The organism is Candidatus Defluviilinea gracilis (genome assembly GCA_016716235.1).
GTDB lineage: Bacteria > Chloroflexota > Anaerolineae > Anaerolineales > Villigracilaceae > Defluviilinea > Defluviilinea gracilis.
In genome coordinates, this window is sequence record JADJWS010000001.1 from 2,217,788 (window position 1) to 2,242,673 (window position 24,886).

Consider the following 24,886-nt stretch of genomic DNA (forward strand, 5'->3'; position numbering starts at 1 on the left):
AAGATTAACCTTTTGTGATAAAATTTACTTGTATAGACAAGTTGTCAGACAATTAATCCGTGAAAGGAGGCTAACGCCAAAGAATTGTTTTCTTGCCGCATGAGTTGTATCTTCACCAAAATCACACAATAGGAGTAGAGAAATGCGAAAGTCACTTTTGCAGGTATTCGGTTTGTTGATCGTCCTTTCATTGGTTCTGGCGGCATGCGCCCCTGCTGTCGAGGAGGTGGGTGGGTTCCAGATCCCGGCTGTGGAAGACGGCAAGTTCAATATCGCGATGGTCTTGATCGGACCGCATGATGACGGCGGCTGGTCGCAGGCTCATTATGAAGGCTTGCTGTATGTGAAAGAGAATGTGCCGAACACGAACGTGGCATACATTGAGAACGTGCCCGAAGGCGCCGATTCGGAGCAGGTGTTCCGCGCGTTGGCGCGCAAGGGTTTCGACCTGATCATCGGCACGTCGTTCGGCTTTGGCGACCCGATGGAGATCGTGGCGGGCGAGTTCCCCGACTCGATGTTCATTCATTTGACCGGCATTAAGTCGAACCAGAAGAACTTCGGCAACTTGATGGGCGCCATGGAAGATATGAAATATCTGGCTGGGATGCTGGCTGGCGCGCGCGCCAAGCAGGACGGCGAAACGAAACTCGGGTACATGGCGACCTTCCCAATCCCCGAAGAAGTGCGCCTGGGTAATGCGATTGCGTTGGGTATGAGGAAGACTTGTCCCGAATGTACGATGGATATTCGCTGGCTCAGCACGTGGCATGATCCTGTGATCGAGAAGGAAGCCGCGGCTTCGTTGTTCGATGCCGGCGCGTATGTTGTGTTTACCGGCGCGGATACTCCCGCCGTTGCCGATGTGGCGATGGAGAAGGGCAAGTATGGCGTGACCTATGATTGGTACGGTTCGTGCAAAGTTGAGCGCTGTCTGACTGCGCCGTATTGGGTCTGGGGTCCCGAATATGCCCGCATCACCAAAGGCGTCATTGACGGCACGTACGTTCCCGGCTGGGACTATTTCGATGCTGAAACCGGTTCGCTGGGTTTGTACGGCTTCATGGAAGGACAGGAATTGACGCCGGGCGTTGCCGATCTTGATCCTGCCGTTATTCAGGAAGTGCGCGACATCCTTGCGCAGATGCTGGCTGGCGAGTTCACCCGCTTCGATGTGTTCAAGGGACCGATCAACGATAACAAGGGTAACGTGGTCCTGCCGGAGGGTCAGAGCCTCGAGCAGGTTGACCTCGATGCGTTCCCTGAGTTCGGTCTGCCGTGCAGTATCGATGTTTGTATGAAGTGGTGGGCAGAAGGCATCACCGCTGAGTTGCCGGAATAAGCAAATTGACATGGACGGGGCAGGGCTGTGAGGTTCTGCCCCGTTTTGTGTAAGCGGAGACAAGTAGGCAAGTAAACAAGTAGATAAGTAAACTGGTAGACACGTGTGTACGTGTTTCCTGGTTTACCTGTTTACATTTCCCCCGGAGTGTGCCGTGACCGCGAACCCAACAACTGATTTACAACAGCCTCCCCTCGTCGTCGAAATGCGCGGCATTGTCAAGCGGTTTCCCGGCGTGCTTGCCAACGACCACGTGGATTTTGAATTACGCGCCGGGGAGATCCATGCCTTGTTGGGAGAGAACGGCGCGGGTAAAAGCACATTGATGAATGTATTGGCGGGGTTATACAAACAGGATGCCGGTAGCATCAAAATCAAAGGCAAGACGCTGGAATTTTCTTCCCCGCGCGATGCCATCAAAGCGGGGATTGGGATGGTGCATCAGCATTTCATGCTTGTCCCTTCGCAGACCGTCACTGAAAATATTTTGTTGGGGTTGGACGAGCCTCGCTTCCTCATGCGTTTGAGCGAATACGATAAAAAGATTTCTGATCTTGGCGATCAATATGGATTGAAGGTTGACCCGCGCGCGAAGATCTGGCAGCTTTCAGTGGGCGAACAACAACGAGTGGAGTTGTTGAAGATGCTTTATCGCGGCGCGGAGGTTCTCGTAATGGATGAGCCAACCGCCGTCCTCGCGCCGCAGGAAATTGACGTGTTGTTCGAGACGTTGCGCTCGATGGTTACGCAAGGCAAATCGGTGATCTTCATCAGCCATAAATTAAACGAGGTCGCCTCCATCGCGGACCGCGTCAGCGTGTTGCGGCGCGGCAAGGTGACCGCTTCGGGAGTCCCTGCCAAAGGTGTGAGCAAGCAGGAACTCGCCAGCATGATGGTGGGACGCGAAGTGGTGTTGTTCGTGGATAAAAAGCCGAAAGAGGCGGGCAAGCTCATTCTCGACGTGAAAGATGTCCATGCGGAGAACGATAAGGGATTGCCCGCGTTGCGCGGATTGTCCTTGCAAGTGCGCGCGGGCGAGATCGTTGGCATCGCCGGCGTGGCTGGAAATGGACAGATCGAGTTGTCGCAGGTGATCGCCGGTCTGCGCAAGTGTAAACAAGGGGATGTGGTGTTGAACGGCGATAAGGTCAGCAACCGCGATACTTTGTTTGGAATTCAACACGGCATGTCGTATGTGCCGGAGGATCGCACACATGTCGGCAGTTCGCCCAACTTGAGCGTGACCGACAACGTCATCATGAAAAATTATCGCAAAGCGCCCATCTCGAAAGGTTCGATGATCGACATGAACGCGGCGTCGAAATTTGCTCAGCAACTCAAGGAAGCGTACGACATCATCGTGCCGACGGTCAACACGCCCGTGCGTCTGCTCTCCGGTGGCAATCTTCAACGCGTCATTCTGGCGCGCGAGATTTCGGGGCATCCCAACTTTATGGTGGCTGTCCAACCAACGCGCGGGTTGGATGTGGGCGCGATCGAGGGAGTCCACCGCTTGTTGTTGACTCAACGCGAGGCGGATGCGGCGGTGTTGTTGATCTCGGAAGAGTTGGATGAGTTGCTTGCGCTGAGCGACCGCGTCTACGTGATCTACGAGGGGAGAATCATGGGGGAGGTAAAGGTGGGGGCGGGCGAACCAGACGAAAGGTTGGTCGAAGCGATTGGTCTGATGATGACCGGCACGCCGCTGGAACAAATCCACAAAGAAGGAGTCGCGTCGCATGGCTGAATCCGCGTTGACGAAAAAACGAATCGGGTGGCGAGTCAAACTCGAACCGAGGCTCGACGAACCGACCCGAAAAGAATCGCTGATGATCTCGCTCGGCGCGGTGGCGGTCGCTTTAATTCTGGGCGGCGTGGTAATCGCCTCTGTCGGAGGCAATCCGTTCGTCACTTATTATTATATTGCGCGCGCGGCGTTTGGAAGTGTCGGCGTGCTTTCGGACACGATCGTGAAAGCGACGCCGATCATCCTGACCGCGCTGGCTTGCACGATCGCGTTCCGCATGAAGTTGTGGAATATCGGCGCGGAGGGACAGTTCATCATGGGCGCGTGGGGCGCGAGCGCGATCGTGCTTGCGCCGGCGCTCGCGCCCGAATCGCCGCGCTGGATGTTCATCCCGTTGATGGCTCTGGCAGGGATGGGCATGGGCGCGCTGTGGGGGGTGATCCCGGGCTATCTCAAAGCGAAGTTCAACGTGAATGAGATCATCAGTTCGTTGATGTTGAATTACATCGCGGTCTCATGGGTGAACTTTTGGATCTTCGGCGTGTGGAGCGAGGGCGGATTTCAGATGAGTCCGAAGTTCCCTGTGAACGCCTCCCTGCCGCGCTTGTCGGATTATGCTTCGACGATCCCATTTCTGCGCGGACTCACCACACATGCCGGTTTGTTATTCGGCGTTGCGGCGGCGGTCATTTTGTGGTTCATCGTGTATCGGAGTCGCTGGGGGTATGAGATCCGTTTGATCGGCGATAACCCTCATGCGGCGAAATACGCCGGGGTGAACATTGTGAAGAACACGATTCTGGTGATGGCGCTTTCGGGCGCGCTGGCTGGGCTGGGCGGTATGAGTGAAGTGTCGGGCGTTGTCCGCCGGTTGCAGACCGCGCCTCTCAACGCGGGGTATGGCTTCACCGGTATCATCGTGGCGTGGCTGGCGAAGTTGAATCCGCTGGCGATCATCGTCGTTTCGATCTTGTTCGGCGCGTTGATTCTGGCGGGGCGCGAGATCCAGCCTTCGGGCATCCCGAAAATGATTCAAGGTATTATCCTCGTGTGTTTGATCGCGAGCGATTTTCTGTTGCGCTATCGCGCGCGGGTTGTGAAAGGTGAAGAGGAATAAATTTATTAAGTGATGTTGCGCAGTTTTGCTTCGGCAGTGAACCGTCCACGAATAAAACCACGAATTTACGAATGGCAGCGCGTCAATTCGTTTACATGTGCCCGTTAGGGTATTCGTGCAAATTCGTGGACGGTAATCACAACTGCGAAAGAACATCTCTCCGCCAAAAACAACCCTGCATACGGCGGCTTATTAACCGCTTTTTGAAACACGGAGTCACGGAGACACTGAGAAAGAAAATAAAAAAACTCCGCGACTCACATGTCCCGATGTTTTTCGGGAGCGCCTTCGTGGTTAAGGATTTGAGATTTTTGCAGGATAGTCATTCGTAGGTCAGGCTTTTAGCCTGACGTGCTTCTAGCATTTGACATATGGCGGGTTAAAAACCCGCCCTACAAATACTTATGCAAGAGGTTGAATAGGAATCATCGGAGAAATTATTTTATGGATCCCATCGTTATTCTTCAGGCAGGCGTCGCCAGCGGAACCGTGCTCCTCTTTGCCACCTTGGGCGAAGTATTAGCCGAACGCTCTGGCGTGCTGAACCTCGGCGTGGAAGGCATGATGTTGATCGGCGCGATGACCGCCTTCAGCACGACCATCGCCACCGGCAACCCGTGGATCGGCGTGCTTGCCGCGATGATCGTGGCGGGCTTGCTTAGTCAGATCCACGCGTTCATTTCCATCACTCTGCAAGCCGATCAAGTGGTGAGCGGGCTTGCGCTCACGCTCGTTGGAGCGGGCATCAGTCTTGTGTTAGGCGAAGGCTTGAGCAAGGCGGGGACGGTTTCGCTCATGCCGAGTTTTTCCATCCCGTTGCTTGCGCTCATCCCGGTCATCGGTCCGATCTTCTTTACCAACCAAAGCGTATTGGTTTACATTGGATATTTACTGACGCCGCTCGCATGGTATTACATCAACCACACCCGCCCGGGTTTGCATCTTCGCGCAGTGGGTGAGTATCCCTCCGCGGCAGACGCGCTCGGCATCAACGTTTTTCGTTTGCGTTACGCGTACGTCTTCGTCGGTGGGATGCTGGCGGGGCTGGGCGGCGCGTCGATTAGTCTGGCAGTCGCGCCCGGCTGGTTCAGCGAACTGACCACGGGCGGGCAGGGCTGGATCGCGGTCGGACTCGTCATCTTCGCGCAGTGGGATCCGATCCGCGCGGCGATCGGTTCGTACGCGTTTGGCGCGCTCCGTCGTCTCATCCTCGACATTCAAGGTCCGCTCACCCTGCTCGGCTTTGACAATCCCTTTTACTACAACTCCTACCTCGGTTTCTTTTTGCAGATGATTCCCTACGCGTTCACGGTCATTGTGCTGGTGATCGGCTCGCGCGAATCGATCCGCAAACGTCTTGGCGCGCCCGCCGCGTTGGGCGTCCCGTACATTCGCGGCGAGAGAGGCAAGTAATTTTTACCGAGAAGGGCAAAGATCGTGAAGGAAAGAGTAAGTCTTCACATTTGCCGCGTTCAAGAAAATAATGCTGGATCACATCGCCTCCACTCTCCGCGAACAATGCGGACTCCATAAAGACAGACCCATCATTGCGGGCGTATCCGGCGGACCCGATAGCTTGTGTTTAATGAATGTGCTTCGCGCCGAGGGCTATCGAGTCATCGTCGCGCACTTCAACCACAAACTGCGTAACGATTCCGACGCGGATGCCAACACAGTCGAGCAAGCCGCGGGACGACTCAACCTCAAGTGGGTGATCGAAAATGGCGATGTGCGCGCTTTTGCCAGCGCGGAAAAACTATCGATCGAAGAAGCCGCGCGGATATTGCGTTATCGCTTTCTAATGAAGCAGGCTCGCCGTTACAAGGCGCAAGCTGTGGCAGTGGGTCACACGGCAGACGACCAGGTCGAAACCGTGCTCATGCACTTTGTTCGCGGCGCGGGCTTGGCGGGCTTGAAAGGCATGAGCCACCGCGCGATCATTCACATGTTCGACGATGAAATCCCCATTGTGCGCCCATTGCTCGATGTCTGGCGCGAAGAGACGGTCGTCTATTGCGCGGCAAACGGGTTTCGTCCGCGACACGACCCCAGCAACGCCTCGCTCGATTTTTTTCGCAACCGCTTGCGTCACCTGCTCATCCCCACTCTCGAATCATACAACCCGCGTTTCCGCGAGACGATCTGGCGCACATCGAAATCGCTGGCAGGCGATCACGAAATCCTGGTCAACGCGCTCGATGACGCATGGAAGGATGTCGTCGCCCAGGAAACAGCGGACTTCGTCGCCTTCGATATTTCCGCATTCGCCCAACAACGCGTCGGACTCCAAAGGAACCTGATTCGCCGCGCTATGGGGCATCTTCACCCCGACAACCTCGACGCGAGCTATGCCACCCTCGAACGCGCTGTCAATTTCATCGCAGACTCCGAGCATCCCACGCGCATGGATTTGTCGAAGGGTTTACATTTGTTGCGCGAAGGATCGTTGCTCTACGTTGTGCAGGGTCACATCACGCTCCCTGTGGAACGCTGGCCCCAACTTCCTCAAGGGCAATCGATGATCTCGTTGAGTATCCCCGGTCAGGTGGAATTATCGGGCGGTTGGAGACTCAACTGTGAACGCTGGAATATTGCCTCGCTTGCCATGGAAGAAGCAAAAGCGAATGAAGATCCGTTCCAGGTGTGGTTGGATGCGCAGGAATTATCTGGCTCGCTTGAACTCCGCGCTCGGGAGGACGGCGACCGCTTCGAGCCGCTCGGCATGGACGGTCACGAGGCGAAACTTTCCGATTTCTTTATCAACGTGAAACTGCCCCAGCGCGCGCGCGACCGCTGGCCCCTCTTATGTATTGGCGAGCGCGTGGTGTGGGTGCCCGGCTACCGCCTTGCGCATCCGTTTCGTTTAACGGAATCCACAAGGCAGGCGGTCTACTTCTCATTGACCAGAGATTGATTCACCCCAAGGAACACAAAGGGCGCTTAGGTATTCCCCGCAAGTTTTTGCAACTTAATGAACAACTCGCGCCATTGGATCTTCGACACGCCAAGTTTCTGGCGGATCGCATCCGGTTCCACACCGGCGCGATAATCGTTGAGGGCGCATGTCCAGCGGCACATGTCGAAGGAGAGGTGCTTGTTGAGTCCCGCTTCGTTGCTGACGTCTTCGAGCAGGTATTCCAATCGTCGTTGCGACCACGGAAAGAGTTTGTCCTCCGGCTTGTACTGGGCGGCATATTCCTCGTAGGCGGGAACCCAGTCTTCGGGCAGAGTGATCTTCCGTTCCTTGTAGCGATTCGCGGGGGTCGCATATTTGATGAAGACTTGCAGTCCGTTGGGCGAATCCAGTTCGAGATGCTCGAGTTTGATTCCGAGAGTCTCGCTCTTTTTGATCCCCGTTGACAATAACAAATACACCAACGCGTACGGACGCGCATCGGGCTTCGCGGCGCGGCGGTGACGATCTGCGGCGAGGAGAACTTCATCGTATTCTTTGGGAGTCAGCACAGTTGGGATGGGACTGATGGCAGAGCGTTGCGCCACCTTCTCGGCTGGGTCAACGACCAACGCGCCGAACTTATGCAACCAGCGAAACAGCGATTTGACCGCCGTGATGCGCCGCGCCAACGTCTTGGGACTGCATGGCACGTCGCGCTCTTTTTCCATCCATTCGAAGTAGCGGTTGAGTTCTTTGGTGGTCACTTTGCCGATGGTAACGTCTTCAGGCAGGAAGGTGGTGAGCAGGCGCACATCCGACAGGAAAGCTTTGATCGTGTTCGGCGAGCGTCCCTGGTCAGCGAGGTAACTCTCCCACGAGTTGATCGCGGTAACGAGCGGCGTGTTCTGGTTTAGGTGCGAGGCAATTTTCTCAGGCATGACATCTCCTCTTGTTCGTGTAGTTTAGCCGAGGAAAGAGGAGGTGTCAAAGGGGGAAAAATCGGTTGGAAAAAAGGGGGGCCCAAAAAAAGGGGGGGGTGGCCCCCGCCCCCCCCCCCCCCCGCGGGGGGGGGAATTTCGGAGAGGAAGGGGGGGGGGGGGGGGGGGGGGAGAAAAAAAAAAAAAATGCGATTGCCCTAAGGTGTCAACGGAGAAGTTTGATGATTACCATTGCTTATAATACAATCTGAATTACTATGCCTACCAACAAAACCGTCTGGTCCTCCGAGCAGGGCGACTTGCGAAAATCGCCATCTCCCTCATCGAGAGGGAGTCTTCCCCCTCAGCAACAAACCATCTACCTCCACCGCGAATCGGCGGGACGCGGCGGCAAGGCGGTGACGTTGGTGAGGAATCTTGTGTTATCGGCGGATGAGATGAAGTCGCTGGCGAAGAGGCTCAAGCAGGAGTGCGGCACAGGCGGAACGGTGAAGGACGGGGTGATCGAAATCCAAGGGGAGCATCGCGAGAAGATCGCGGGTTTGCTTATGAAGTTGGGATATAAAGTAAAAATCGCAGGTGGGTAAATTTGTAGACAGGAATTATAAAACTGTCAGGTAGGTAGGATTATTCTTGTGGTTAAGGATTCAGCCACGGATACTTCGACACTCCTTTCAGGCTCAGTACAAGTTTCACGAATTTGCGCGAAAAAAGCCGACCAAGTTGAATCTGGTCGGCTTTCGCTTTACGCGATTCGGGAAAAACAAAATCCGTGAGAATCTGTGAAATCCGTGGCTAATTACTTAAAGATTAAATTGGGAGGCAAGTCATCTCCTTGTTATTTGCTTAGCCGTCGAATTTCTTCCCCCGCGCAGATTTCTTTTTCATACAAAAACTCGCGGCGATAGATTTTCATCCCGAAGCTTGTGTAAAACTTGGCTGAGTCGGTGAAGCTTTGCGCATCGGTATCCAGGATGACGCGCCGCATCCCGTTTTGGTAAAAGGCATTGAATGCGGAAAGCATCAGGTTTTTGCCGACGCCTTTTCTGCGGAATTTGGGATTGGTGAACACACTGCCCACACGTCCCGTATTCGGGAATTCGACCAGTTTTGCATTGCACAGAATTCCGCCTGCCGCTTCATCGCCAACAAAAGCAATGAAGCAATAGCCTTGGGCGTTGGAATAGTAAGGATCGATAACAGGCTCGTCTTCATTGTTCTCTTCTTCAGGCTCGGCGCTTTCAAGGGGCGGGAGCGAATACGCGCCCCAATGATCCATGAACGCGGCATCTTGCACGGGGCTGACCAGATCCCAATCGTCATCGTTGTCTAAATCGAAAGAGCGGATCTTCATGTCACCTGAAAGCGCATGCTCGCTTTTAAGTTGAATGTCGTAATGCGCCCACGTGCGGATATTGGAAAAACCCGCCTCTTCAAACAATCGGATGGCTTCATCGTCCGATTCAAAGATATTGACCTGCAAGACGCATCTGACTCCCTTTGGGGCGTTCGCGCTTAGTTTGAACGCTTCCTCTTCTGCCCACTGGATCAGCATGGAGCCAGCGCCGGTATTCCAATGATCGGGGCGGACTCCGCCGCCTGTTTCAAAGACGAAGTTATTTTCCTTGTCTGCGACATAAGCATACCCGACGATATTTTTTTGCTCATCTTCAACAACAACTTTACTGCTTGAAAATGGAACATAACGGATCAAGCGGATATTGCCCGCGCCATCCACTACGGCGCGAGGGTTGGCGCGGTTGGCGTTCAACATATCCACGACTTGTGGGGCATCGGCGGAGGTGTAGTGTCGGAGGGTGTATGATGTCATGAGGTTTCCTTGATTTGAATCGTCCCGCAGGGTTGCTCGAACAATTCGCGTGGTTCAACCAACCTGTGGGACGTTTGGGCAATTATGCCACTGGTTTATTTTTGCGCCGCGCCGCGAACATCCCAACAAACAATCCCAGCAAACCGAGCAACATCATATTGCCAAGAGTATCGCCGACCTTCGGGTACAGCGTGTTGACGGATGTGATCGGCACGGTCATGTTTTGGATGCCGACAAATTCACTTTCAGGCTCCTCAAACGTGTCAATTTGATTGAGCACGTTGCCATACGCGTCGCTGACCAGCGAAACGCCCTGCCCTGTTTGGCGGAAAATTGTGACGCCATTTTCCACGGCGCGGAAGGCGACCATGTTCGCGTGGATGTCGCGCACGCCGAGCCAGTCTTGCGAGGGGACAATGAGCAGGTCCACATTTTGGGCGCCAGTTTGTTTGATGATGTTCGGGAAGTCCGCGTCCCAGCAGATCACCGCGCTGAGTTTGCCATAGGGTGTATCCACCGTCTGCAAAACGCCGTCGCCTTTGAGCGTGCCTTCGAACATATTGCCGCCATATTTGACGTGATGCAAAATCACGTCGCCGTTCGGGTCAATGATGCGGACGGAATTCACAGGCGGGGTTTGTCCGATGTCAAACGTCGGCGCGACGATATAGATATTTTCTTCTTTGGCGAGCATACCCGCATTGGCGATCATCGTCTCGATCTGGTCGGTTGTGCCAATTACGCCGCCTTCTTGAATGACGACGATGTTCGCGCCACTCTGAGCCAACATGCGGATCTGATTCAATTCTGCCGCGTGCAATTCATCCATGGCTTGACGAAAACCCGCTTCATCCCCGCTTTTGAATTGATTCAGCGACTGGGACAGAGTCCCCTCTGGGAGCGAAAAGCCCGCGATGACGGCGGTCTGCTTGGGTTGGGCAGGGAGCAGAATCCGGCCGAGGCTGAGAAGAAGGATGAGGGTGAGTAGCCCAGCCGAAGCCCAGGAAAGAGGCGAAGCGTTTCCTCCCCAAAAATGATTGACCACGCTGGCGAATAGACTCATCACGAAACTGATTCCCCAAATCCCAAAGATGGATGCGATCTGCATGGCGACGGGGAAGCCGCGTTGGGTGTATGCCAGCGCGCCGAACGAACCAAAGGGACTACCGCTGGCTTGGAAGAAGTCGAGCGCGGTGGCGGCGATGGGGTAGATGATGAGCGCCCATGCGGAGGCGGGGAAGCGAACGTGAAAGTAACGATCGATGACAACGGCAAGCAGGGTGATGGGCGCGACGGCAAGGAAGAAGCCGATTTCACCGAGGCGCGGGAAGAAGGTGGCGCCGCTCCACGAGACGATAAGCGGGATGGCGGTGGCGAGCCAGAGCAGGGCAAAGTCGAGCCCTGGTCTTTGGCTGTTGCGATAGAAGCGCAAGGCGAAGACGGGGACGATCCACGCGGCGAGAGGGAGGTTCCATTTGCCGCCGACGGCAATGAAATTGAGCGCGAAGATGATGAGCAGGTAGAGGTAGTTGGACATGAGGGACTCCTTGTTTGACGATGGGCGATTGACCATTGACGCTGGAGATCGTGTATCGCCTGTGGTCTATGGTCGAGATAGCGTCATTGTATGGATTTCCCCCGCTCGCCGCATCGTCCTTTCGGCGCGAAAGCGGACATTGTCCGTTCGGACAATATGCTTGTGGGTGGGTTGAAGTACAATGCGAAGCATGAACAGCCCCAACGTCAATCTTGACCGAAAAATAGTTTTCCCGTTCTATATCTTCCTGACCGTGCTGATGGGGTATTTGGGCGTGGCGGCGGTGATGTCTGTTTGGGAGGCGGGCGAAATGGCGGTGATCGTTTCAGTGATCGCGTTATTCGTTCTGCACATCGGGCTGTATTGGCTGAACGTGTTGTGGGTGGAGCGTAGTGAGCGCTGGCTTTTTTTCTATTACCCCGCGCAGACGGCGGCGATGGCGGGAATCGTCTTGTTGTTGAACGGACGCTCAGAAGTGGGACTGGCGTTTCTTTTTTCCGCCACCCTGTCCATTGTGGGAGAATCGCTGGGCGTTTGGGGCAATACGCGCCGCGCTTTTTTAATCGGCGTGTTTTACATCGCCTTGTTGCTGGGCATATTGTATTGGTTTTCCGACCGCGAGACCTTCTTCGGGTCGTTGACGGGATTGCTGGTCAACGGCGGGGCGATCATCTTATTCATGGTGATGTTCAACCACTTGTTCGCGCAACGCCAAAAGGCGATCGATCTCGCCGAAAGCCTCGAAAGCGCGAATGCCAAACTCGCCGCCTCCGCCGCCAAGATCGAGTCGCTGACGTTACAGAACGAACGCCAACGCATGGCGCGGGAGTTACACGACACGCTGGCGCAGGGCGTGGCGGGGTTGGTCTTGCAACTCGAAGCGGCGAAAGCGCATCTGGCGTCGCATCGAAATGAACGCGCCGCCGCCATCGTCGAGCAGTCCATTGCGCGGGCGCGAAGCACGCTGGCAGAATCTCGCGCCGCGATTGACGATTTGCGGGCGGCGCCGAGCAAGATCGAAGACTCGGTCCAGGAAAGGATCGAACGCTTCACACGCGCGACGGGTATTCCATGCGAAAGTGAAATCGTGGTGAACGAGAATCAGCTTTCCCCCGAAACGATGAATCACGCGCTGAACATTCTGGGCGAGTCGTTGACCAATGTTGCGCGTCACGCGCAGGCGGCGCGGGTGAGGATAAAATTCATCGCGCAAGGTCAAACGCTCGAACTTGAAGTCTGCGATAATGGCAAAGGCTTCGACGTGAATCGGCAGGCAAAAGGTCGCTACGGGCTGGTGGGGATGCGCGAGCGGGCGCGGCTCACAGGCGGAATACTCTCCATCCAATCCGATTTAAATGGAACGTGCGTGCAATTCGTGATGGGGAGGTCGTGATGATCCGCGTGATGATCACGGATGACCATCTCATCGTCCGCGAGGGATTGCGATTGATTCTCGAAACAGCCGACGATATCGAAGTCGTTGGCGAGGCGGTGGATGGCGCGGAATGTCTGGAGTTAACGAAAAAACTCAACCCGCAAGTCATCCTCATGGATCTGCAAATGCCGCGCATGGACGGCATCACCGCCATCGAGCGCCTGCGAAAAGATTTTCCCGCAATCGCCATTGTCATCCTCACCACCTACAACGAAGACGATCTAATGATCCGCGGTTTGCAAGCGGGCGCGCGCGGTTATCTGCTCAAAGACTCGAGCCGCGAAAGTTTATTGGATACGATCCGCGCCGCCGCGAAGGGCGAGACGTTGCTCAAGCCGGAGATTCTCGCCCGCGTCCTCGCGCCTCAGACGCAGGGGAAGCCTGTTTCGCCCATCCAAGCCGACTCCACGCTGACAGAGCGCGAACTGGAGGTGTTGCAATCCGCCGCAAAAGGCGAGCGCAACAAAGAGATCGCTTATCAATTGGGAATCACCGAAAGAACGGTCAAGGCGCACTTGCAAAGCATCTACCAAAAATTTGGCGTCGATTCGCGCGCGGCGGCTGTGGCTGTGGCGGCAGGCAAGGGGTTGTTAGGAACGTGACGTGAAAGGTATCACCCTGTGAGTTAGTTCACCTGATGCAGTTCAATCCCACAGGATTAGGATTTACGCAGTTGAATCTGTTGCGCCGTAGTTGACTGCGGTGGCGGCAGTGCAACTGCCCGCCAACTGCGTAAGTCCTGAGGATGCAAGAAAACAGCCCTGCGATTTGTTTCGCAGGGCTGTTTTCTTGTTATTCACTTGACGATCAATCCAAGTCAAGTAGGTTGAATCTGTTTACGGGACGAAAGTCCCACCGCCGAAGTCGTCGAAGTAGGCGTCTTTGGCGTTGATGAACCAGAGTCCGATGCGGCCGCCTTTGGGGTTGAAGAAAGCCTGGTCGCCGGCGTTGAGGGTGACAGCGCCAATCTCGACGCCGTTCTTGTAGATCAGCACCAAGCCGTTGGAGAGAGCGCGCGCGCCGAACTGATCGCCATCCGCGAAGGTGACGGGGATCTGGCTATAGCCGTACCATGCGAGCGTGTCGGGGCGGTAGGTCCACACGGTGACTGTGTTGGTGTTGGCGTCGTATAACACTTCGATCACGCCAGAACCCCAGTTGGGCAGGATCGAACCCTGAACTTTCAACAGCAGGTTTTGTTCGAGCCCGTCCTCGTCCACATCGGTGAGGGTTACGAAGACTTCTTGATCCACGCCGAAAGCGTTCCGCCAGTAGATCGGTCCGTTGTTGCGCACGTCCACCATTTGATTGCCGACGATCTTGTACGCGCTGGTGGAGCCGCGCCAGTTGGGTCCGAGCGCGGAACCGGGGCGATTGAAATTGTCAAGCACGGAGGCGCTTGGGAAGGGCGGATCAAGTTCCAGTCCGATAAGAACCGGGTCGTGATCCGATGAACGGTAGGCATCCGGCGCGTAAATGGCTTCCTGCGCGGCTTGTTTGAAGGACGTGTCGTAGTCGATCAGGTCGGCTTCATCGGAGTTGATGTGCCAGTCTGCCATGCCGGTCACCTGGCGGAAGAGCGAGCTGTTTGCCAAGCCGTAATCGAGGTAGCCAGTTTGTCCGTCGAACACGTACGAGTAGGCATCCTCACCCTGGAAGTGGAAGGCAAGGTCGGTGTAATCGTCGCTGGTGCCGGCGGTATCGTCTGAGCCAGCCTTGATGGCGTCGATGGGGTCTTCCTTGTCGTACGAGTTGAGGTCGCCGATGATGAGGAAGTCGGCGTCGTTGCTATTGGTCGGGTCGGTGGCGAGCCAGTCCACAATGGCTTGCGCGGCGGCTTTGCGGGTCTGATTGCAGTTGCCCTGACCATCGCCAAGATCCGGGTCGCCAACGTCGGCGCAGGCGGAGCCTTTGGATTTGAGGTGGTTGATGACAACCGTGAAGCGCGCGCCGGTGGCGATCTCTTCGAAGGTTTGAGCGAGCGCCGGGCGGCTCTTGCTGTCGTTGAAGCGCGGGTCGACCGATGAATCGAGGATGGCGAAGTTGCCAACCGGTACAACCGTGCTTGTTTTGTAGACGAAGCCCACGCGGATCGCATCGCCGCCGATGACGCCAGTGTCGATGAAGGAATAGGCGCCGGGTCCGAAGGTTGCGTTGAGTCCGGCTACGATCCCGTTGGTGGGGTCGCCGAGCGGGCTGACGCCGGGGGTGTTTTCCAATTCGTTCAAGCCGATCACGTCGGCGTTCAAGCCGGTGAGCGCGGCGAGCAGTTTATTGCGCTGGCGTTGGAATTCCAACGGCTGGCTGGCGTCGGCGCCGCGACAGTCGAGGTTTTGATTCGCGCCGCATGGGCCGGGTCCGGTATCGCTGTTCGTGGTATCGAGCGTCAGGAAGAAGTTGAGCGTGTTCATCGAGGCAACTTTGATACTGCCGCCAACATCTTCGGGAGAGGCCGGGCGCGGGTTAACAGAGGCATACGATGCGCCCTGCGTCGGCTGGATTCTGTAAATGTTGAACGAGTAATCCATGACGCCGGTCACGTTCGCAAGCGTATCTCCGCCGCGGAAGAGGTTCGAGAGATCGAACGGGCTTCCGTTGGGGTGGATGGCTGGGTCCGGGTTGGAAGTCGAGCGCCCATCGTCGAGGGTGATTTTATCGAGCAGGAAATCTTGCACGGCTTGCGTCACCTGCGGCGAGCCGGGTTCAAATTGGGCGGTGGGGGTGAGGTGGCGTTCCGAAGTTAACACGATCTCGTTGAAGCGGTCGAAGTTAAAGTATTCGGAAATCACCAACGCCTGCGGGAAGGTCACGCGCATGCCTTCAAAAGGCTCGAAATCTGTAACGGCGCTCACAGGCAGTGATACGGTTGCGGCGGTGGGGAGCGGATTGCCACTGCTTAGCACTGTCACGCCGGTGAAGGCTGTAATCTCGGTTAAGCCATTGAATTCAGAGACAACGCCTACAACTTGCACGAGGTCGCCAATCGCCACATTGACCGCCGGGGAAGATCCATCGAAGACAAAGATGCCTTCCGAGGTAAGCGGGTCGGCGTCTGCATCGGCATCCTCTTCTTGCGCGTGGAAGCCGTTGAGGTCGCCGTTCGCGCCGCTGGCGCCATCCTGGAAATCGCCAACGACGATACCTTTAATGACTACAGTCTGCCCAGCCACTGGGGAGGAGGCGCCGTTGCCCTGAACATCATGGATCTTATTTTCGGCGGGGCATCCGGCAAACTGACTGCCATCCACTTTTTTGCCGGGCGAGAATAACGACCCGCCCGAGCCGGTAGCGATGGAATGTTTGACAAGCGGGTCAGCCCCAGTTACGTCTGGGTCGCGCGTCAGGGATTGATTGTCGCCGCCTTCCGCGCCGTATGTGTAACTTGCCACATCCACCGCGCCGTTATTCAACGTGACGGTATCGCCGGTGTTGTTCAATCCCAACTGCCCGGCGGAAGCCGTTTGCACTAGGCTGAAGCCGAATGTGCCGGCAGGTGTGCCGCCCGCGAACACGACGATCGAACAACTGGCAGGGATGACCGTGCCGGCAGGGAAAGTGTGACGCGCGCTATTGCCATCGCTTAACGTCCAGCCGCTAATGTCTAAACTCGCCGGTTCGTTGTTAACGATCTCGACAAATTCATCCTGGGTGGCGTTGGCTGTGCCGTCGCCGTTCGCATCGCCATTGGCGGCATCCGGGTCGGCGTGGATTTCATTGATGACGATGGCGACAGGTTCCTGGACTGTCAATGCGATCGAAGTATTTCCTGAGCGCAGTTCCGCATCGGTAATGGAACACGCCAAAGTCTTGACGCCTTCGCTTGTGCCGCCGTCCACCGTCGCAGAGAATGAGAAGATATTGTCGCCGGCGGCGGCATCCCCATTCAAGCCGTCATCGAGAAACGCCTGTGTGGCGCTCCCGCCGATGGATGAAAGATCGCAACTCACCGCCAAGCCTGTGCTGGCAGGGTTTGTGCCGGGCGTCACAGTGACCGCGAGCAGGCTGGGGTCGCCTGGCGCCACGGTCGCCGGGGTGGCGGAGCCTGCGCCGGATGGATTCGTGGGACCAGCCACAACAAATGTCTGACCGGTGTTGGGGCTTCCAAACGTGTGGGCGGCTGTAGATGCCCAGGTGAAATCACCGTATGCGTCGCCACTGCCGGTCAATTGTAGAGATGAACCTACAGTTGTCGAACTCGACTGGGCGACTCCAATATCTGTGCTGGTCATACCGTTGGCGGGTCCGTTTGTTGCGGTAAAGCTACCTTCATAGCTCAGAAACTGGATAACCGTATCGCTGGCATTGACCAACGCGATACCGTCTGGGGCTCCGTTTTGTATCCCATTCAACGGGTAGGAAAGGAAGACCGTCCCATAGCCGCCTTGTTGATTCGGGATCGTTCCGCTTAATGCGTCGGTATCGTAAGTCGCTCCGCCGGAGCCATTGTAAAGGACAATGTCCCAGCCTGTCAGGTCGGTGCCTGCAGGGCCAGCGACTTCGATCGATTCGCCGGCATCGTCGCCGGCATTGTCGTAATGGATTTCGTTAATGAAGATTGTCGAGGTGGGGTTGGAAAACGAGCGCGGCGCCGCTTGGGCAACCTGGGCGGTTGATACTCCGCTCAAGATCAGCGCCAGAATCAAACTGACTGAAAACAACTTAGGTAGGTACCTTTTCATACGTTTCTCCTCAGAAAATATGGATGGGTTGGTATGCGCAAACATGCCTCAAAGGCTGGTCGGTTGTGAAGTTCGGTTTTTACGAACGCAAGCACCTCCTCATATCGATCACAATCGAACCAGAGTATTCCGATTCCCCGCCCGCCCATTTTAGATGAAGGGCAATAAAAAGGCAAGGCAAGTGTAACCAATTGCTCGATCCGGTCTGCGGTACGCCCGGTTCACGATTTTAGTTTCATCACTTTTTTCTCTCTACCGTACATTTGCACCGCTAAGTGTCGCCATGGCGCCATGCGACACCCGCAAAGCCTGTACTGAGCGAAGCCGAAGTGAACGCAAAGAAAACCTTTTTCACTTGGCGACCTTAGCGTGCTTTGCGGTAAAAATCTTTCATGTACGGTAGAAAAACTTTTTTCAATTCTTCGTGCGGCAATGCCTTCACAGAAAACCCAAGATGCCCGGTCATATCTTCTGCCGCGACCATCGAGTTGATAATGGCTTCTTCCGTCGCAAACACTGTCGCGTGCAACAGCGGATTGAGCCGTTCGTTGTCGAGCGCTTTCAGATCAACCACTCCGCTTTTACCCGCCAGCGCGGCGTTGGGATTCGCCGTTGAGAACGCGAGAAAGATATCGCCCGAGCCGTTGCCGCCCAACGACCCCGTCCGCGCCATGCCCAACGATACGCGCTTCGCGATCCGCTTGAGTTGATGCGGCAACACAGGCGCGTCAGTAGCGATTACCACGATCAACGAACCCTGTTCTTGTTTATATGGGTTCTCGCCGTTCGTCCATGCGCTATGTTCGGTGAGATATCGCCCCACAGGCACGCCCGCGATCGTCAACTGATAGCGGACTCCAAAATTGGATTGCGCGAACGCGCCGACCATCCACCCGCCGAATCGTTCAGGAAGTTTTCTGGAGGAGGTCCCGCTCCCGCCTTTGAACTCGTAACTCATCATGCCCGTCCCGCCGCCCACGTTTCCCTCCTCGAGTGGACCTGATTCGGCTTTCCTCAGCGCTTCTCGCGCGTGATGCGGTTTGACGAAGAATCCGTTCATATCGTTGAGCCAGCCATCGGCGGTCTCTGCCACCACCGGGCACGACCATTTCTGAAACAGGGCATTGTTCTCCGCCTGCCATTCGATGATCGTATCGCGCACAATTCCCACCGAGTGCGTGTTCGTGATGCCGATGGGACCTTCGAGAAAGCCGCCTTCCTCCACCCATGCCGCACCGGTCATTTCGCCGTTGCCATTAAAAGGAAACCACGCCGCAAACACCGGGTCATGATTTGCTTTTCCGCGAGGGTGGATAATGGTGACCCCTGTCCGCGCCGACTCGCCTTCGATGATCGTTGAATAACCGACTTCGACGCCCGCCACATCGGTAATCGCGTTGTACTTTCCTGTGTTCCCCTCAAATGGAATCCCCAAATCTCGCGCGCGTGGTTTTTTCATACATGTCTCCGTTGAGATAAAGATACTATGCGGGTTACGGGTTATGCGTTGAGCAATACGTAGCGCGTATGAATCCGTTCATTGAGTTGCCTTCGCCAGCCCAACTAACTGCCTTGCCACATCCTGCATAATTTCGTCTGGCGCGCCATCCACCGCTTTCGATTGGATGCGGGTATCGATCTGGTCGTTGACATAATCCACAGCGACAAAATCTTCAAGTGTGAGAGCGATCTCGGTGGTGAACCAATCTAAACGGCAGAGTGAAGCGATCGTCTGGGTGATGTGGCGTAGCGGGGCGAGTCCATATCGATGTTCCTCTGCCGTTGTAACCTCGGCATACACGTGCGTGAACGGGTGCCACCAGCAGGGATGGGTTTTTCCCGCCGCATAGAAAACTCGGAACCAGGCGGGGCGTCCCTGAATGGTGCGGGGAATGATTGTGGCTTGAAGCAGGTATTTCTGTTTGGGGAATTGCATGCGCGCGCGCAACACCTGCTCGAGGGAGAAAGCGCCCAGAACAACTCCTTCGCCGCCTCCCTCGTTGGAGGGTTTGATCACGAATTGAGATCCGAGCGGGTTCAGGTCCAGTTCGGGAAGGATGGGTTGTTCAAGAAAAGGAGGAAGCAGTATTGTGTGAGGCGTGATGACGCCCGCTGTGATGAGTTCGAGGTGCATTGTGGCTTTGTCTTCGGACCAAAGAGACAGTTCGGCGGGGTTGATCCGTTTTTTGCCGTGTTCTTTTGCCCAATTGTTGATCGGGAGGAAGCGGTCCTCGCCTTGTGAGCGGTCTAGCAACGTGTGGAAGGTGTGTTCGCCTTTGTACAGCGCGTTGACCGATTCGAGTAAGTTGTCTGGCGTGACCTGCCAGAGCGTCAGCCCCTGTTCTTTACAGGCTTTTTCGACAAGTTGAACAAAGTCAATATCATATTCCCAATACCACGGCAGGCAGATGTCGTGCTGCATAGGGGAATTGTAAGGGATGAAGGGGACAAGGCGCAAGACAGGAGAGTACGAGATATGAGATATGAGATACGGATTTCTGCGCATCTGCTTGCACGGTTCTACCTGTCTACGTGTTTACATACTCATCTGATTCCGAGTGTACATGTTTCTCTCCCGCTGATACAATCAACGCACTTCAAGAAAGGAACTTAACATGAGCATTGATTCGGTACAGGATGGCGTGGTGGTGTCGATGGATTACACCCTGCATGTGGATGGCGAGTTGTTGGATAGCTCGGATGGACAAGGCCCGTTGCAGTTCTTGGTCGGGTATGGGAACATCATCCCCGGGCTCGAAGATGAAATGATGGGGATGAAGATCGGCGACAGCAAAAAAGTGGTCGTTCAGCCGGTGGATGGGTACGGCGAATTCGATGAGAGCGCGTTCATGGATGTGCCGCGCGATCAATTCCCCAAAGACATGAAATTCGAGGAGGGGTCAGAGTTAACAGTGCGCGATAACGAAGACAATGTCCGCATGGCGCGTGTTGACCGCATCGATGGCGATATGGTGACGCTAAATTTCAATCACCCCCTGGCGGGAGATGTATTGCACTTTTACGTGAAAATTGTCAAGTTGCGCGAGCCGAACGAAGAGGAACTGGCGCATGGGCACGTCCACGAAGAGGGGCATCATCATCACTGAGTTTGGTCGGTAATTAGCCTAAGGCGCATTCGCCGGGGGCCAGGGGATTTCAACAGGTCCGCCATAGCCGTGTTTTTCCTGCACGAACACGCGTCCATGCGAAGGGATGCCGCACCCCGGCTCATCCACCTCCACGGTGATGAAGGGGAAATTGGAGCCCAGCGTTTCGAAGATGATTTGTCCACTTTCACATCGCCATACTTCGATAAGATATTGTTGCATGTTCGCGTCTTCGTATTTCCCCGGGCTGATGGGTACCGGCTCCCACGAAATGACAACCTTGCCATCCTCCTTGCGTTCGGCGGTTGCCCATGCTGGGCCGGGATAATATGGCGAGACCGGCAATTTCAAGCCGGGGTACACAATGGGCAGTTGTCCCGGGTCGCCTTGAATTTCAAGGAATTTTGCGTTTACCCAGCAATTATTATCCCGGTTGTTTTGGTCTTTGTTTGCCACCCAGACCCAATTGTTGGCGTCTGTCCGCCCGATTAATTTGACTTTCGTGGAGGCGTTGAACGCGAATAGATAGAGGTATTCAGCGCCGGGACCGTAGCGGCAACTCAACTTGTCCGCGATCACTTTAGCGGATAGATTTTCCACGGTGGGGGGCGGCGTTTGTGTGGGCGTAGGTGTTGGCAGGGGGGTATCGGTGGGTCGCGGTGTGTCAGTGGATATGGGTAGAGCGGTGGCGGTTGAGGTTGCGGGAATTGCCGGGGGTGTGTTCGCAACTGTAAGGGAGGGGGAGGCGGTTTGTCCCGATGGATTCGGCGCGCAGGAGGAGGTCAGAATGAGGCAGAGGAGGGAGAATGCTTTGATGTTCATCCTCGCATTGTACCCAATTGTTATGTTGCCGCCATGCTTCTCGAGTCATTGGCAAAACCGAGCAGGGATGCCATGCCTTGAACGAGGAGACTACCGCCGAAGAAAACCATGGAGTATTCCATATTGTTAGTGAAGAGTCCGCGTTGGAAGGTCCACACGAGGGTGGCGGTGCCGAGGATGACGAGACATAGCCCGGCGATGGGAAGTATGCCCGGCGCGATGGGGCGGGCGCATGCAACCCATGTGAGTAAGCCGATGAGGATGACGCTTGTTCCCGCAACAATTTTTGCTGTCATCCATGGAATCTCATTTGCTCGGATTCCTGAATTGGAGAGGGTGAGGGCGAGTAACAATCCAGCCACGATGGAATTGATCAACGCGAGAAACAGGGATATGGTTTTCATGAGACGCCTCCGGGTTGAAGTTTCTCCCAGCATAGGCGCGTGAGGCTCTCAAAGACTCTATGGAGGCTCTCAAAGACTTGAAAGTTGACCGGTTACTCGTCGTTGGATGGTTGGAAGCGAGGCTCAGCCCCCAATTTCAAATGAAGAAGGTAATACCAAAATGCGGAAAGCGCGCAGAGCGCCCCGCCGAGATACCAAAGTAAGTGCGGGTTGTAGTGATCGAGGATCAAACCTGCCGCGGCGGGCCCGATGGTGGCTGGCAGGGTCCAACCGAGATCATAGATTGCCATGTACCGTCCGCGCATATCTTCGGGGGCGAAGCCGGTGGCGATTACCCGGTTGGTGGGGAAGACGATCATTTCGCCGATGGTGATGATGATTACAGCGGCGAGAAACAGCGGAACGGAACGGATGAGCCCAATCATCGTGAAGCCTGCCATGAAGAAGAGCACGCCGGCGGTCATGGTGAGAAAGGGTGTGAATTTTCGTATTTTTCGGCTAACCCAAAACTGAAGTAGTACCACTTCAAGCCCGGTGATGGATAACATGGCGCCGTAAATTTTCGGGGCGATCCCGTGCGTGTCGCGCAAATAGACGGGCAGGGAGCTATATTGCTGTTGGTACACCAGCAGGGAAAGGATGCCCGCCACCGTGAACGAGATATAGCCCGCATCGCGCAGGACGATCCGATAATCGGCGAAGGTTTTTTTCAACGATTCGTTTTTCTTTGCTTCTTTGTGATGCGCGGGCTGGGTTTCGGGCAGTTTGAAATATAGGATGAGCGCGACGAGACTACTGAGGACCGCGTCGGTAACGAAGAGGGCAAAAAAGGATTTTTCAGCAAGCAACCCGCCGAGCGCGGTGCCGATGATCCACGAAAAATTGAAGACGACGCGCGTGATCCCGAACCCTTCCTGGCGTTTATTTTCCGGCAGGATATCTGCCATCATCGCGTCTTGGGCGGGCGCGGCGACGCGGGAGAGCAAGCCGACAAGGATGACAAGGAAGTAGAGCAGGTTGATGTTGTTTGCCAACCCAAAAGAGAGACTGCTCACCGCGCTGAAGATCAAGCCGAAGAGGATCAATCTGCGGCGGCCGAAGCGGTCTGTCAGGGCGCCGCCGATGGTGGAGCCGATAATTCCCGCGAGTGACGACATGCCGATGAGGATCCCCGCTTGGGTCATGCCGACGCCGAATTTTTCTGTAATGTAGAGCGCGAAGAAGGGGAAGAGTAGCGTACTGCCGATGGAATCAATGAACGAAGTAAAGACAACGACCCAAAAAAGAGAGGGAAACCCGTTATATGTCTTTTTGACGCTGTTGAGCATGAGTGACCTGTTTTTCAGGCGTCGGGAATCTTTCCCGCCTGCGGACTTGGATAATGATAATCGCTTTTTCGGGGAGTTTACTGTTCAGTCCTGTTTTACAGCTGTTCGTCATTATTTTGTAATTTGGGTGATTCTCTACTCACCCACGCTGAGCGGAGCGCGGGGACGAAACACCAGCCATCCGATATAGAAATTCTCTAACAATCTTTCCCATCTCCTCCCATCTTGGCTGTGACCTGTGCCTTTTCACCGCATGCAATGACAATCTCGCCAATAATTCTCTATTTCTCGCCAATTCGCTCAAGTGATTTGCCAGCGTTTCCGCATCATTCGGCTCGATCAAATATCCATTCTCGCCATGCGCGATGATCTCTCCCGCCGCGCCAGCCGTTGACCCGATCGCGGGCAGACCGAAGCACATCCCCTCGAGATAGACGATCCCAAATCCCTCGTAACTCGAAGGCACGACCAGCACATGCGCCTGCTTGAGCTTTTCGATGAGGGGTTCGTTATCTAATGTGCCGTGAAATGTGACAATGGACGATAGACCGTTGACCATGACAAACTTTTTCATTTCCTCGGCATATTTTGGTTCAGCGGTTAGTCCTCCAACCACGTCCACCCCGACCTTCGACCTTCGACCTTTGACTGCTTCGAGCAAAATATGAAGTCCCTTTCGATAAATCACATTCCCAAGAAACAGAATTCGTAACTCGTCACTTTTCGCGCGTTCGATAATTTCTTTTTCCGAAATCCCATCCCCAAACCTGTCCGTCGGCGGATACGCAACGACCGATGGTTTACTATTATCTAATAATCGACTAACTACTCTTTCTGTGGTCTTTGAATTGAAAATAAACCCGTCTACGCTTTGCAGGTATTTCTTTTCAACGATCCGATAAAGCCAATTCTGCCATGCGGGTCTCAACTCAGAGCATCGCAAGTGGTGGACAAGAGAAACGATGGGGTAGGGATGTTTCCCTGCGTTCGCCGCGATCAACGATGGGTGGTTGAGTTCATCTTGAATCAGAATATCCAGGTTGGGCGGAAGTCGAAATGGAAAATTATCCGTCAAATGTGACGCGTAATTCCGCCAGGGCAGGGAAATGATCTCAACTTGATCCCCTTGCGCTCGAAGATATTCCACCAGCTTGCGGTCATACAAATACCCGCCGCTGACTGTTTCTAAGGAGCCGTAAATAACAAATCCGATCTTCATAATTGGTATGTCACTCTGAGCCCTTCGATAAACTCAGGATAAACTTCGCGAAGAGTCTCTGATGCGGTGTAAGAGATGCTTCGTCGCTCCTCAGCATGACATGCCTAGCGTTCCACTCGATACGCCGCCCACGCGGACTCGTTCTCCCACAACACAACCTTCACCGCGGAGATGCTTTTTGCTGTGATGCGTTCACTCAACGACATTGCCAATATCCGCGCGAAATGCTCGATGGATGGGTTCAGTCCATCAAAGGCGGGACAATCATTCAACATCTGTTCCTTGTATTGACCAATGACTTCGTCAAGGTGTTTCTCAACATCCACAATGTCAACGAGATAGCCGTGCTGATCTAATTCCTTCCCTTCAAGTTGCAGTTCAAGAACGTAATGATGCGAGTTCGGGAAATTCTCGGGTCCCCAATCTCCACCGATGAGAAAATGCCTTGCGATGAAATTTCGTTTTACTCCCAGGGTGTACATTC

At 55.0% G+C, this 24,886-nt stretch carries 20 protein-coding genes; 9 read left to right on the top strand and 11 right to left on the bottom strand.

Features of this window, described 5'->3' with window-relative positions:
- Window positions 1–142: 142 nt before the first annotated feature.
- From IPM31_10400 to tilS, 5 genes are all read left to right on the top strand, one after another.
- On the top strand, window positions 143–1,342 hold the full coding sequence (locus tag IPM31_10400; protein ID MBK9007390.1) for a BMP family ABC transporter substrate-binding protein: 1,200 nt from the start codon (window positions 143–145) through the stop codon (window positions 1,340–1,342).
- 205 nt (window positions 1,343–1,547) lie between these two features.
- Window positions 1,548–3,089: an ABC transporter ATP-binding protein gene (locus IPM31_10405; protein MBK9007391.1), complete on the top strand. Its 1,542-nt coding sequence runs from the start codon at window positions 1,548–1,550 to the stop codon at window positions 3,087–3,089.
- The gene (locus tag IPM31_10410) at window positions 3,082–4,206 is read left to right on the top strand and encodes an ABC transporter permease (GenBank protein ID MBK9007392.1); all 1,125 of its coding nucleotides are present in this window, start codon (window positions 3,082–3,084) and stop codon (window positions 4,204–4,206) included. Before IPM31_10405 ends, IPM31_10410 begins: the two co-directional genes overlap by 8 nt.
- 444 nt (window positions 4,207–4,650) lie before the next feature.
- Complete coding sequence (locus IPM31_10415) at window positions 4,651–5,619, top strand: ABC transporter permease (GenBank protein ID MBK9007393.1); 969 nt, start codon at window positions 4,651–4,653, stop codon at window positions 5,617–5,619.
- A 70-nt stretch (window positions 5,620–5,689) separates the two neighbouring features.
- On the top strand, window positions 5,690–7,120 hold the full coding sequence (gene tilS, locus IPM31_10420; GenBank protein MBK9007394.1) for a tRNA lysidine(34) synthetase TilS: 1,431 nt from the start codon (window positions 5,690–5,692) through the stop codon (window positions 7,118–7,120).
- A 26-nt stretch (window positions 7,121–7,146) separates the two neighbouring features.
- Here tilS and IPM31_10425 read toward each other — a convergent pair whose 3' ends face one another.
- Window positions 7,147–8,040 (bottom strand): site-specific integrase, encoded by an 894-nt coding sequence (locus IPM31_10425; protein MBK9007395.1) that lies wholly within the window; start codon window positions 8,038–8,040, stop codon window positions 7,147–7,149.
- Between the two features lie 257 nt (window positions 8,041–8,297).
- On the opposite strand from IPM31_10425, the gene IPM31_10430 reads away from it, so the two are divergent.
- Window positions 8,298–8,627: a translation initiation factor gene (locus IPM31_10430; protein MBK9007396.1), complete on the top strand. Its 330-nt coding sequence runs from the start codon at window positions 8,298–8,300 to the stop codon at window positions 8,625–8,627.
- Between the two features lie 251 nt (window positions 8,628–8,878).
- Here IPM31_10430 and IPM31_10435 read toward each other — a convergent pair whose 3' ends face one another.
- Together IPM31_10435 and IPM31_10440 are read right to left on the bottom strand one after the other, a co-directional pair.
- Window positions 8,879–9,871: a GNAT family N-acetyltransferase gene (locus IPM31_10435; protein MBK9007397.1), complete on the bottom strand. Its 993-nt coding sequence runs from the start codon at window positions 9,869–9,871 to the stop codon at window positions 8,879–8,881.
- 82 nt (window positions 9,872–9,953) lie between these two features.
- Window positions 9,954–11,408: a carbon-nitrogen hydrolase family protein gene (locus IPM31_10440; GenBank protein MBK9007398.1), complete on the bottom strand. Its 1,455-nt coding sequence runs from the start codon at window positions 11,406–11,408 to the stop codon at window positions 9,954–9,956.
- Between the two features lie 190 nt (window positions 11,409–11,598).
- On the opposite strand from IPM31_10440, the gene IPM31_10445 reads away from it, so the two are divergent.
- Window positions 11,599–12,801: a hypothetical protein gene (locus IPM31_10445; protein ID MBK9007399.1), complete on the top strand. Its 1,203-nt coding sequence runs from the start codon at window positions 11,599–11,601 to the stop codon at window positions 12,799–12,801.
- On the top strand, window positions 12,801–13,445 hold the full coding sequence (locus IPM31_10450; GenBank protein ID MBK9007400.1) for a response regulator transcription factor: 645 nt from the start codon (window positions 12,801–12,803) through the stop codon (window positions 13,443–13,445). Before IPM31_10445 ends, IPM31_10450 begins: the two co-directional genes overlap by 1 nt.
- A 234-nt stretch (window positions 13,446–13,679) precedes the next feature.
- On the opposite strand, the gene IPM31_10455 is transcribed toward IPM31_10450, so the two are convergent.
- The 3 genes from IPM31_10455 to IPM31_10465 all read right to left on the bottom strand — a co-directional run bounded on the left by IPM31_10455 (window position 13,680) and on the right by IPM31_10465 (window position 19,944).
- Window positions 13,680–17,522 carry an ExeM/NucH family extracellular endonuclease gene (locus IPM31_10455; GenBank protein ID MBK9007401.1) on the bottom strand — a complete coding sequence of 1,281 codons (3,843 nt, stop codon included), beginning with the start codon at window positions 17,520–17,522 and terminating at the stop codon, window positions 13,680–13,682.
- A gap of 364 nt (window positions 17,523–17,886) precedes the next feature.
- On the bottom strand, window positions 17,887–18,981 hold the full coding sequence (locus tag IPM31_10460; GenBank protein ID MBK9007402.1) for a P1 family peptidase: 1,095 nt from the start codon (window positions 18,979–18,981) through the stop codon (window positions 17,887–17,889).
- A 78-nt stretch (window positions 18,982–19,059) separates the two neighbouring features.
- Complete coding sequence (locus IPM31_10465; GenBank protein MBK9007403.1) at window positions 19,060–19,944, bottom strand: hypothetical protein; 885 nt, start codon at window positions 19,942–19,944, stop codon at window positions 19,060–19,062.
- 193 nt (window positions 19,945–20,137) lie between these two features.
- Between IPM31_10465 and IPM31_10470 the strand changes: the two genes are divergently transcribed.
- The gene (locus IPM31_10470; GenBank protein ID MBK9007404.1) at window positions 20,138–20,629 is read left to right on the top strand and encodes a peptidylprolyl isomerase; all 492 of its coding nucleotides are present in this window, start codon (window positions 20,138–20,140) and stop codon (window positions 20,627–20,629) included.
- Window positions 20,630–20,647: 18 nt separating this feature from the next.
- On the opposite strand, the gene IPM31_10475 is transcribed toward IPM31_10470, so the two are convergent.
- The 5 genes from IPM31_10475 to IPM31_10495 all read right to left on the bottom strand — a co-directional run bounded on the left by IPM31_10475 (window position 20,648) and on the right by IPM31_10495 (window position 24,884).
- Window positions 20,648–21,451 carry a hypothetical protein gene (locus IPM31_10475; GenBank protein MBK9007405.1) on the bottom strand — a complete coding sequence of 268 codons (804 nt, stop codon included), beginning with the start codon at window positions 21,449–21,451 and terminating at the stop codon, window positions 20,648–20,650.
- A gap of 20 nt (window positions 21,452–21,471) precedes the next feature.
- On the bottom strand, window positions 21,472–21,855 hold the full coding sequence (locus IPM31_10480) for a hypothetical protein (GenBank protein ID MBK9007406.1): 384 nt from the start codon (window positions 21,853–21,855) through the stop codon (window positions 21,472–21,474).
- A 92-nt stretch (window positions 21,856–21,947) separates the two neighbouring features.
- Window positions 21,948–23,183 carry an MFS transporter gene (locus IPM31_10485; GenBank protein MBK9007407.1) on the bottom strand — a complete coding sequence of 412 codons (1,236 nt, stop codon included), beginning with the start codon at window positions 23,181–23,183 and terminating at the stop codon, window positions 21,948–21,950.
- Window positions 23,184–23,322: 139 nt separating this feature from the next.
- On the bottom strand, window positions 23,323–24,402 hold the full coding sequence (locus tag IPM31_10490) for a glycosyltransferase family 4 protein (GenBank protein MBK9007408.1): 1,080 nt from the start codon (window positions 24,400–24,402) through the stop codon (window positions 23,323–23,325).
- Between the two features lie 104 nt (window positions 24,403–24,506).
- Window positions 24,507–24,884 carry a 6-carboxytetrahydropterin synthase gene (locus tag IPM31_10495; GenBank protein MBK9007409.1) on the bottom strand — a complete coding sequence of 126 codons (378 nt, stop codon included), beginning with the start codon at window positions 24,882–24,884 and terminating at the stop codon, window positions 24,507–24,509.
- Window positions 24,885–24,886 lie beyond the last annotated feature (2 nt).